The organism is Mesorhizobium sp. M7A.F.Ca.ET.027.03.2.1 (assembly GCF_003999175.1).
In the GTDB taxonomy this organism is placed as follows: Bacteria; Pseudomonadota; Alphaproteobacteria; order Rhizobiales; family Rhizobiaceae; genus Mesorhizobium.
In genome coordinates this window covers 1-9515 of record NZ_RZOM01000106.1, presented here as the reverse complement: position 1 = coordinate 9515, position 9515 = coordinate 1, and the positions used below count along the sequence as shown (strand labels likewise).

Annotated in this window: 11 protein-coding genes and 1 pseudogene; 11 read left to right on the top strand and 1 reads right to left on the bottom strand. The window is 63.1% G+C overall.

Annotated elements, in window-relative coordinates; all coding sequences use genetic code 11:
- The 3 genes and pseudogenes from EN750_RS41640 to EN750_RS07340 form a co-directional block, all read left to right on the top strand.
- A pseudogene (locus EN750_RS41640) lies at positions 1-171 on the top strand (ABC transporter substrate-binding protein); the annotation flags it as partial.
- A gap of 25 nt (positions 172-196) precedes the next feature.
- Complete coding sequence (locus EN750_RS07345) at positions 197-1030, top strand: ABC transporter permease (RefSeq protein ID WP_127396037.1); 834 nt, start codon at positions 197-199, stop codon at positions 1028-1030.
- Positions 1030-1833 carry an ABC transporter permease gene (locus tag EN750_RS07340; RefSeq protein WP_127396036.1) on the top strand — a complete coding sequence of 268 codons (804 nt, stop codon included), beginning with the start codon at positions 1030-1032 and terminating at the stop codon, positions 1831-1833. The genes EN750_RS07345 and EN750_RS07340 overlap by 1 nt, the downstream gene beginning before the upstream one ends.
- Here EN750_RS07340 and EN750_RS07335 read toward each other — a convergent pair.
- Positions 1830-2618: a fumarylacetoacetate hydrolase family protein gene (locus EN750_RS07335; protein WP_127396038.1), complete on the bottom strand. Its 789-nt coding sequence runs from the start codon at positions 2616-2618 to the stop codon at positions 1830-1832. The genes EN750_RS07340 and EN750_RS07335 overlap by 4 nt on opposite strands.
- 267 nt (positions 2619-2885) lie before the next feature.
- Between EN750_RS07335 and EN750_RS07330 the strand changes: the two genes are divergently transcribed.
- From EN750_RS07330 to EN750_RS07295, 8 genes are all read left to right on the top strand, one after another.
- Positions 2886-3293, top strand: coding sequence for a DUF3168 domain-containing protein (locus EN750_RS07330; RefSeq protein ID WP_127396035.1), 408 nt, complete (start codon positions 2886-2888; stop codon positions 3291-3293).
- A 175-nt stretch (positions 3294-3468) separates the two neighbouring features.
- A complete protein-coding gene (locus EN750_RS07325; protein ID WP_127396034.1) occupies positions 3469-3771 on the top strand; it encodes a hypothetical protein in 303 nt (100 codons plus the stop codon).
- A 126-nt stretch (positions 3772-3897) separates the two neighbouring features.
- Complete coding sequence (locus EN750_RS07320) at positions 3898-4563, top strand: response regulator transcription factor (protein ID WP_127396033.1); 666 nt, start codon at positions 3898-3900, stop codon at positions 4561-4563.
- On the top strand, positions 4547-5980 hold the full coding sequence (locus EN750_RS07315; RefSeq protein WP_127396032.1) for an ATP-binding protein: 1434 nt from the start codon (positions 4547-4549) through the stop codon (positions 5978-5980). The genes EN750_RS07320 and EN750_RS07315 overlap by 17 nt, the downstream gene beginning before the upstream one ends.
- Positions 5981-6165: 185 nt before the next feature.
- Positions 6166-6603: a hypothetical protein gene (locus EN750_RS07310; RefSeq protein WP_127269161.1), complete on the top strand. Its 438-nt coding sequence runs from the start codon at positions 6166-6168 to the stop codon at positions 6601-6603.
- Between the two features lie 93 nt (positions 6604-6696).
- Positions 6697-7833, top strand: a complete 1137-nt coding sequence (ccmI, locus tag EN750_RS07305) for a c-type cytochrome biogenesis protein CcmI (protein ID WP_127396031.1) — start codon at positions 6697-6699, stop codon at positions 7831-7833.
- Between the two features lie 8 nt (positions 7834-7841).
- Entirely contained in the window at positions 7842-8285 is a 444-nt protein-coding gene (gene ccmE / locus EN750_RS07300; protein ID WP_127321624.1) for a cytochrome c maturation protein CcmE, read from the top strand.
- 32 nt (positions 8286-8317) lie between these two features.
- Positions 8318-9515, top strand: a 1198-nt coding sequence (locus EN750_RS07295; protein WP_145967473.1) for a heme lyase CcmF/NrfE family subunit, incomplete at its 3' end; no start/stop codon positions are given.

Sequence of the window (9515 nt, the reverse complement as noted above, 5' to 3'; positions counted from 1 at the left end):
GGCCAAGGTCCTGCAAACCCGGCGGCAGACGCGCTGATCCCTGCCGACAAGAAGCGCATCAACCCGGTCGATCCCGAGAACATGAAGAAGCAGATCGCGCTCGACATGGACTGGTACGCCAAGAACTACGGGCCGGCGCTCGACGAATACACCAAGATCATCTCGGCCTGATCAGGGCAGGGGTAATCGGGTCGACATGAGATCCTATCTCTCCGACAGGATGGGCGCGGCGCTGTTGATGGCGCCGCTGCTCCTGTTTCTTGTCCTGGCCTATGCCTGGCCATTCCTCGGCGTCGTCAAATGGAGCTTTACACTGCCGACGCCCGGCCTCGGCCAGTATGAGGCGCTGCTCACCGACGATCTCGTGCAGTCGGTGTTCATCCGCACGCTGCGCATCGCGGCGGTCGTCACCGTCGTTTCGGTGGCCGCTGCCTACGCCATCACCGTCGTCTGGGTGCGTGGAACCCCGGCACAGCGCCTGATCGCCGAGTTCTGCATTCTCGTTCCCTTCTGGATTTCCGTGCTGACCCGTGCTTTCGGCTGGGTGGCGCTGCTCTCCAATCGCGGCCTGATCAACAGCTGGCTGCAGGCGATCGGCTTCATTTCCGAACCGCTGGCGCTGGTGCGCAACGAATTCGGCGTCATCGTCGGCATGACGCATTTCCTCATTCCTTTCGCCGTCTTCCCGCTGGCATCGGCCATGCGCAGTCTCGACGACCGCGTGCTCCTGGCCGCGCGCGGGCTCGGCTCCAGCCGCATGCGCACCTTCTGGACGGTGTTCGTGCCGATGACGCGCTCCGGCATCATCGGCGCGGCGATGATCGTGTTCGTCTTTTCGCTCGGCTTCTTCGTCACGCCGGCGATCCTCGGTGGCGGCCGCAGCGTCATGATCGCCGAGCTGATCTATCTCAGGATCTTCCAGAGCCCGGACTGGGGCCTGGGTGCGGCGATCAGCGTCGTGCTGGTGCTGTTCGTCGGCGCGCTGATGACGCTTTTGTTCCGATATGTCAGACCGAAGCAGTTGATCTGATGCCGACCTACCGCCCCGGTCCCGTTTCGCTGATCATCGCCGCCTTCGTGGCGCTGTTCCTGCTGATGCCGCTGCTCGCGGTCATACCGGTGTCGCTGACGCCGAGCCGCATGCTGGCGATGCCGTCGGGCGAACTGTCGCTGCGCCACTACCGGGCGCTGGTCGAGGACCCGCGCTGGCTCCAATCGATCCTGCTCTCGATCCGCATCGGTGTCGTCAGCAGCGCCTTTTCAACCGTGCTCGCGCTGTGCTTCAGCCTCGGCGTCTGGATGTTCCAGCCCCGCTTCACCGCGGCCCTGGTCGGCTTCGTGCTACTGCCGATGGTGGTGCCGCCGGTGGTCTCGGCGATCACGCTCTACTTCCTGCTGACCTCGATCTCGGGCTTCAGCACGTTCTTCGGCTATGACACATGGCTCGGCGTCGCCATGGCGCATTCGGTGATGACGGTGCCCTTCGCCACCGTGCTGATGCTGGTCTCGCTCAGCCAGCTCGACCGGCGCATCGACCTTGCCGCGCGGGGCTTAGGGGCCACTGTGTGGGAGCGCGCCACCCGCATCATCATGCCCAACATCAAGTTCGGCATCATCACAGCGGCACTGCTCTCCTTCGTGCTGTCGTGGGAAGAAATCGGCGTCACCCTGTTCATCACCTCGGTCAACGCCATCACCCTGCCGAGGCTGATGTGGATGGGCCTGCGCGACAACATCGACCCGGCGATCGCCGCGCTCTCGGTGATCCTGATCATCATCACCGTGCTGGTGCTGGCGGTGCGCAGTTTCGTGGCCAGGCAGCGCGGAGCCTAGACAAACCGCACAGAGACGCGGCCAAACCGGCCGAGATCGCCGGTGACTTCGTCGCCTGCCTCGACGCTTATCGGCGTCACGCAGGTGCCTGTAATCACCACCTGTCCCGGTTGGAGCGCTATGCCCAGGCCCGACAGCTCGTTGACGAGCCAGGTGAGCGCGATGCGAGGGTCGCCCAACACGGCCGCTCCCGATCCGCTATGTTGCGACCTTTCGGAAACGGACGCGACCACGGGGTGTTTTGCAAGATCCACGCCGCGCCAGTCGTCTTCCGCCGCCTCGCCGATGACAAACAGATTGGCGCAGGCATTGTCCGCAATGAGCTGCGGCGCCCCGACGGCGCAGAAATCGTCATAGCGTGAGTCCGGAATTTCGATCGCCGGGTGCAAGGTCGCCACGGCTTTCATCACTTCAGCGATTTCATAGGGTGCCGGACGAGGCGGCAGTTCGCGTCCGAATCGGAAAGCGAACTCGATCTCGGCCACGCGCATCTTGCTCGTCGCCAGGGAAACGGTCCCGCCGACCTCCACCGCTTTTTCGGCCAGGAGACGTCCGGCCATCGGGCCGTCGACATTGATGTGCCTTTGTCCGGCCAGACTGGTCGCGGCAATCTTCCAGCCGAAAAGCGAGGCCGCCAAGCGATCCAGGACATGCGACTGGATGGCGTAACCTTCGAGCCGTGTTTGTGGGCGCAACGCCTCAGGTATGGCGCCGAGACGGGTGCCCTGGTCCCAGTGGCCTACCAACAACCGCGAGGCAGCCCTGGTCTTTTCTGCATCGAGCATCATCAGCTTCCGAAATTGCTTCGTGGATCGTCATGCGACCCTGTAGCGAGAATATGTAACCAGGAATCGAGAGTCCATGTTCGCGGCGCGGTGCCCGCGGACGATGGTGTTGGCAAAGTCGCCCTTTCGAGATCATCGGCATCCATCATTCCGATGACGAATCGCCATCGCCTCCGCGCGTCGAATGGCTATATCTGTCAGAACACGCAGAACGCGGACAGCTTCCGAAAAGCAATAATCGGCAGCGCAGGAACTGGAGGAAAGACGATGACCGCGCCAGACGATTTACAGCAGGCACTGTTTCTCAGGCTGAAAAGCGATGCATCGCTGTCGGCCTTGCTGGGCGGCGCCGGACTGCTCGAACGGCCAACCGACAATGCCGCTTTTCCGTACGTGACCTGCGGCCAGACCTCCGCTTTTGACTGGGATACGAGCACCGAGAACACCGACGATCAGTTGATTACGCTGCATGTCTGGTCGAAAGCCCATGGCGACGCCGAAACGCTTGCCATCATGGCCGCCATCCAGGCGCGCCTTGCCGACGCAGCATTGGTGATTGGCCCTCGCGGCCAGACACGACTGTCGCTGGAATTCGCCGAAGCCCGCCCTGACGAGGATCTGCTCGTCCATCACGGGCTGCTGCGTTTTCGCGCGATAACGCAGGAAAATGCCTGATGCGCTTTCAATATGGTCAAAACCGAGTCTAGACTGGACTTTCGCGGGATTTCACCTGTTCGAGGCGGTGAAATTCCAGGTTGATTGTCTCGCGTTGCAGGGGTGTGGCGAGGATGTTTTCAGCGGCGTTCACCGTTCATTTCACGTTCAGCACCGATGCGTTACAACGCCGGTCATGAAAACGCTTCGCTCCCACTTCCGAATTGCGACACTGGCGCTTTGTGCTGCCGGGCTGTTCGCGTCGCAGGCGATGGCGATACCGGTCATCGCGCCGCCCAACCTGGCCAGTCCGATCATACTGGCGGCGTCCGATTGCTACGCCATCGGCCAGCAGGTGGCCGAGCAGAATGGCGGAACGCTGGCCAAGGCCTCGCAATCGACGCGCGGCGGTCAGCCTGTCTGTGTTATCGTGGTGCTCGTTCCAGGCAAGGACGGACAACGTCCGCGCCGTTCCGAGATCGTCGTTCCGCTGAACTGACCCATTTTTCCAACTTATAGACCTTCAGTTTCCCAGACCGCCGGAATCGGCCTATATCTGCCCCAGTCTTCAATCTGACAAAGCCCTTCAATCTGACAAAGCTCTTCAACAGGTATCGAACTCCGCATGCGCGTACTCGTCGTCGAAGATGACAAGGATCTCAATCGGCAGATATCGGATGCGCTGGTCGATGCCGGCTATGTCGTCGACCGCGCCTTCGACGGCGAGGAAGGGCATTTCCTTGGCGACACGGAGCCCTATGACGCGGTCGTGCTCGATATCGGCCTGCCGCAGATGGACGGCATAAGTGTGGTCGAGCGCTGGCGGCGCGGCGGCCGCAAGATGCCGGTGCTGATCCTGACGGCGCGCGACCGCTGGAGCGACAAGGTCTCCGGCATCGATGCCGGCGCCGATGACTACGTCACCAAGCCGTTCCACATCGAGGAGGTGCTGGCGAGGTTACGAGCCCTGATCCGGCGAGCAGCCGGCCATGCCTCGTCCGAACTGATCTGCGGGCCGCTGCGTCTCGACACCAAGGCCTCCAAGGCCGGTGTCGACGGCGTGCCGCTGAAACTGACGTCGCACGAATTCCGCCTGCTCGCCTATCTGATGCACCATATGGGCGAAGTGGTCTCGCGGACCGAACTGGTCGAGCATCTCTACGATCAGGATTTCGACCGCGATTCCAACACCATCGAGGTGTTTGTCGGGCGGCTGCGCAAGAAGATGGGCATCGACATGATCGAAACCGTGCGCGGCATGGGCTACCGCATGCGTGAGCCGGAGGCGTAACTCGGAACCGCTCAAACCAACCGCAAGGACGCCGCTTTCGCTGCGTTCGTGGCCGCGTTCGCTGACGTTCCGCGTTATCGCCTTTTCCACGGTCTGGGCGATCGTGACGCTCGTTGTCATCTTCACCTTGATCACCACCCTATACCGCCAGGCCAGCGAGCGCGGCTTCGACAGCCTGCTTTCGGCGCATCTGTTCAACCTGATCGGTTCGATCGGCATCTCCGACAGCGGGGCGCTGACTGGCGCGCCAGACCTCGGCGACCTTCGGTTCTCGGAGCCGAATTCGGGCTGGTACTGGTCGGTCGAGCCCGCTTCGGAGGGCGTGCATGGCGATCTCCACTCGTCGTCGATGACCACGACGATCCCATCACCGAGCGTTGCCGAGGTGCCGTTCAATGCCAGTTTTCAGCGCAGCTACGCAGCCGAAGGCATCGACGGCGAACAACTCGAAGTTTTCGAGAGCGAATTCGTTCTCGACGCCAAGAACCGGGCCGCGCGTTTCCGCGTCATGGGCAACCAGAGCGAACTTGAACAGGAAATCGCTACCTTCCAGCGCCGCCTGCTGACCTATCTCAGCCTGTTCGGCGTCGGCATGATCGCCATCAACGCGATCGCCATCCTGCTCGGCCTGCAGCCGCTGCGCCGGGTCAGGAACGCGCTCGCCATGGTGCGCGAAGGCACCGCCCAGAGGCTCGACGGCCGCTTCCCGGCCGAGATCGAACCGCTTGCCAATGAAACCAATGCGTTGATCGAAAACAACAGGCGCATCGTCGAGCGGTCGCGAACACAGGTCGGCAATCTCGCCCATTCGCTGAAGACGCCGCTGGCGGTACTGCTCAACGAGGGCCGCGCGCTCGGCGGCGCCAAGGGGCAGCTGATCGCCGAACAGGCCGCTTCCATGCAGAAGCAGGTCGAACACTATCTCCAGCGCGCCCGCGTCGCGGCACAGCGCGACAGCGTCGTCTACCGCACGCCGGTGACGCCGCTGGTGCAGCGCATGGTGCGGGTTCTGCAGAAGCTCAATCCGCAGACAAATCTGTCGCTGTCGCTGCCGGCGGCCGAAATCGTCTTCGCCGGCGAGCGCGAGGATCTTGAGGAATTGCTGGGCAATCTCCTTGAAAACGCGATGAAATGGGCAAAGAGCGCGGTGCAGGTTTCGGTCGTGCCCTTGACCGGCAAGGACGACCCGGCCGGCCTGTTCGAGATCAGCATAGAGGATGACGGTCCGGGCATTCCCGAGGACAAGGCGCGCGAGGCGCTGAAGCGAGGACGGCGTCTGGACGAGACAAAGCCCGGAACAGGTCTGGGGCTGGCCATTGTCGCAGACCTCGTCAACGAGTATGGAGGCGTTCTGGCGCTCGAACGGTCCGGTATGGGCGGATTGAAGGCGGTGGTGCGATTGCGGAGCCTTCAGTGATGTTCACCAGGGCCAATCGACATAGAGGGACGGGAGATGTTATTGGCGGCATGTCGATTGGTCTCGCAGCTGCCAACGGCCAAATTTCCGACAAATATCAATACTATGGCCACGCCAACTTCTCCGATGACGCGGCCCCCGGCGCATCCATGGCAGGCTCCCACTCAAGAAAATCGGTTGTTGGCATGAAGATTCGCGTCGCTCTCGTTTCCGCATTGCTGGCCGTTTCCGGCTGCACCACCTTGAGCGGCAAGGGTCCAGCCATAGCAGTGACACCGGCCTCGACACCTCCTTCAAGCGGCAAGGTGACCACGACGATCATTTCGGCGATGGGCGGCGGCCTCATCAGCGGGACGATCGGCAACGGCCTCAGCGAGACCGAGAAGCGCAGCGCGCTCGAGGCTGAATACAAGGCGCTGGAATATACGACCAGCGGCCAGAAGGTGACGTGGAAAGGCGCTCAGGCTTCGCGCTACGGCGAGGTGGTTCCGGCCCAGCCGTACCGCGTCGGTTCGCAGGACTGCCGCCAGTACACGCAGACGGTGTTTTCCGCCGGCGCCGGGGTCACGGCGCGTGGAACCGCTTGCCGCAACGCCGATGGCAGCTGGACGCCGCTGACCTGACGACCGTCTGCCGACGATTGGCGGCTGGCGTCGTCAAAGCGTCGCAGCATGCATCTGTTGGCACGGCAGAGCTCTGCCGGTATTGGAAGAACCATGCTGTTCTGGGTCATAGCCGCCATTCTCACGCTGGGTGCAAGCCTGGCGGTGCTGCTGCCGCTGGCCGCCAGCGCCAAGGGCGGGTCGTCGAGCGGCGAACATGATCTCGAAGTCTATCGGGACCAATTGTCCGAGCTTGACCGCGACGCCGCGCGTGGCTTGATCCAGCCGGCCGAAGCCGCCGAGGCCCGCGCCGAGATCGCTCGCCGCATCCTTCGCCTTGACAATGCGGGTACCGCCGGCGGCGCAAACCCTGGCCGAGCGTCGATCACGGCAAGGCTGGTGGCAACCGTAGCCGTGCTGGCGGTGCCGCTGGTCAGTTGGGGGCTCTATGTCCAGCTTGGCTCTCCTGACCTGCCGTCGCAACCGCTCAGCGAGCGGTTGGCCAAGAATCCCGCCGACAGTTCGGTCGACGAGCTGGTGGCGCGGGCCGAAGCCCATCTGGCCGCCAATCCCACTGACGGCAGGGGCTGGGACGTGCTGGCACCGGTCTATCTGCGCATGCAGCGCTTTTCCGACGCGGCGGGAGCCTATCGCAACGCCATTCGGCTCGATGGCGACAGCGCCGTTCGCCAGGCCGGTCTCGGCGAGGCGATCGCCAGCGCGGCAGGCGGCATTGTCTCGGCCGATGCCCAGGATGCTTTCGAGGCAGCCCTGAAGCTCGATCCGGCCAACGCGAAGGCGAGTTTCTACCTGGCCATGGCGTTGGCGCAGGAGGGGCGCGCCAAGGAAGCGACCACGGCATGGCAGGCGATGCTGGGCAGATTGCCGCCGGACTCGCCATGGCGCGGTGCCGTCGAGCAGGCGCTCGCCAAATCCGGAGGCTCCGACGTCGCTTCCGGCGCCACCAACGGTCCCGATGCCGGCGATTTCGACGCCGCATCCTCGATGTCGCCGCAGGATCGGGAGACCATGATCAACACGATGGTCGCCGGCCTCGACGACAAACTGCGGCAAAATCCGCGTGATCCGGAAGGATGGATGCGGCTCGTTCGTTCCTATGTCGTGCTCGGCAAAGCCGATCAGGCGCGTGAGGCGCTCGGTCGCGCCATCGCCGTCTTTGGAGCCGACAGTGAGCAGGCGAAGAAATTCACCGCCTTTGCCGCTTCGCTTGGCCTTGCGGCGACGGAGTAGAACAAGACATGACGCGCAAGCAGAAACGATTGTCGGTGATCGCGGGCGGGCTGGTCTTCCTGGGTGCCGCGACCGGGCTGACTTTTTACGCGCTTGGCCAGAAGGCCTCCTTTTTCTACATGCCGGCCGATCTCACCACCGCCAGTGTCCAGCCTGGCCAGCGCATCCGGTTGGGTGGATTGGTCGAAAAAGGCACGATCCAGCGCGGGCAGGGGGCCACGGTCGGCTTTTCGGTGACCGACACGCACAAATCGGTCAAGGTCACCTACACCGGCATCCTGCCCGACCTTTTCCGCGAAGAGCAGGGCGTCATCACCGAGGGTACTTTCGGCCCGGACGGGGTTTTTGTTGCCGATAGCGTGCTGGCCAAGCATGATGAGCGCTACATGCCCAAGGAGGTTGCGGACGGCCTCAAGGCCAAGGGCGTCTGGCAGGAGAACAAGAGTGAATAGCTCCGGCAGGAGAGCGACAATGGATCACGGGCATGGTTGAAACCGGACATTTCGCCCTCGTCCTGGCGTTTGCGCTTTCGCTGGTGCAGACGGTGGTGCCGCTGTTTGGCGCGCGCCTGAACAACCAGCGCCTCATGGCCGTCGGCGGTCCGGTCGCGGTGACCGGCTTTGCCCTGACGGCGCTGTCTTTCGCAGCGTTGGCGAGTGCCTATGCAAGCTCCGATTTCTCGGTGGCAAGCGTGTGGGAAAACTCACATTCCTTGCAGCCGTTGATCTACAAGATCACCGGAACCTGGGGCAATCATGAAGGCTCGATGCTGCTTTGGGTGTTGATCCTGACCTTCTTCGGCGCGCTCGTCGCCGCTTTCGGCTCCAACCTGCCGGCGACGCTGCGCGCCAATGTGCTTGCGGTGCAAGGCGCCATCGGCGCCGCCTTCTTCCTCTTCATCCTGGCGACATCCAATCCGTTCATCCGGCTCAATCCGGCGCCGATCGAAGGCCGCGATCTCAACCCGATCCTGCAGGATCTCGGCCTCGCCATCCACCCACCGTTCCTCTATCTCGGCTATGTCGGCTTCTCGATCTGTTTTTCCTTCTCGGTCGCCGCCCTCATCGAAGGCCGCATCGACGCGTCCTGGGCGCGCTGGGTGCGGCCGTGGACGCTGGTCGCCTGGATGTTCCTGACCGGCGGCATCGCCATGGGATCGTACTGGGCCTACTATGAACTTGGCTGGGGCGGTTTCTGGTTCTGGGATCCGGTCGAGAACGCCTCCTTCATGCCGTGGCTGGCGGGCACAGCGCTGCTGCATTCGGCCATCGTCATGGAGAAGCGCTCGGCGCTGAAGATCTGGACGCTGCTGCTCGCCATCCTGACCTTTTCGCTGTCGCTGCTCGGCACCTTCCTCGTGCGTTCAGGCGTGCTGACCTCGGTGCACGCCTTTGCCACCGATCCGACGCGCGGCGTGTTTATCCTGTGCATACTGACGCTGTTTATCGGCGGCTCGCTGGCGCTGTTTGCGCTGCGCGCTTCCCGGCTGACGACCGGCGGCCTGTTCCAGCCGATTTCCCGAGAAGGGGCGCTGGTCCTCAACAATCTGTTCCTGACGACGGCGACGGCGACCGTCCTCGTCGGCACACTCTATCCGCTCGCCGTCGAAGCCTTTTCAGCCGACAAGATCTCGGTCGGCGCGCCGTTCTTCAATCTCACCTTCGGACCGCTGATGGTACCGT

Coding starts and splice junctions, on each gene's coding strand:
- EN750_RS07345 (WP_127396037.1), top strand. CDS start 197: ATGAGATCCTATCTCTCCGACAGGATGGGCGCGGCGCTGTTGATGGCG.
- EN750_RS07340 (WP_127396036.1), top strand. CDS start 1,030: ATGCCGACCTACCGCCCCGGTCCCGTTTCGCTGATCATCGCCGCCTTC.
- EN750_RS07335 (WP_127396038.1), bottom strand. CDS start 2,618: ATGCTCGATGCAGAAAAGACCAGGGCTGCCTCGCGGTTGTTGGTAGGC.
- EN750_RS07330 (WP_127396035.1), top strand. CDS start 2,886: ATGACCGCGCCAGACGATTTACAGCAGGCACTGTTTCTCAGGCTGAAA.
- EN750_RS07325 (WP_127396034.1), top strand. CDS start 3,469: ATGAAAACGCTTCGCTCCCACTTCCGAATTGCGACACTGGCGCTTTGT.
- EN750_RS07320 (WP_127396033.1), top strand. CDS start 3,898: ATGCGCGTACTCGTCGTCGAAGATGACAAGGATCTCAATCGGCAGATA.
- EN750_RS07310 (WP_127269161.1), top strand. CDS start 6,166: ATGAAGATTCGCGTCGCTCTCGTTTCCGCATTGCTGGCCGTTTCCGGC.
- ccmI (WP_127396031.1), top strand. CDS start 6,697: ATGCTGTTCTGGGTCATAGCCGCCATTCTCACGCTGGGTGCAAGCCTG.
- ccmE (WP_127321624.1), top strand. CDS start 7,842: ATGACGCGCAAGCAGAAACGATTGTCGGTGATCGCGGGCGGGCTGGTC.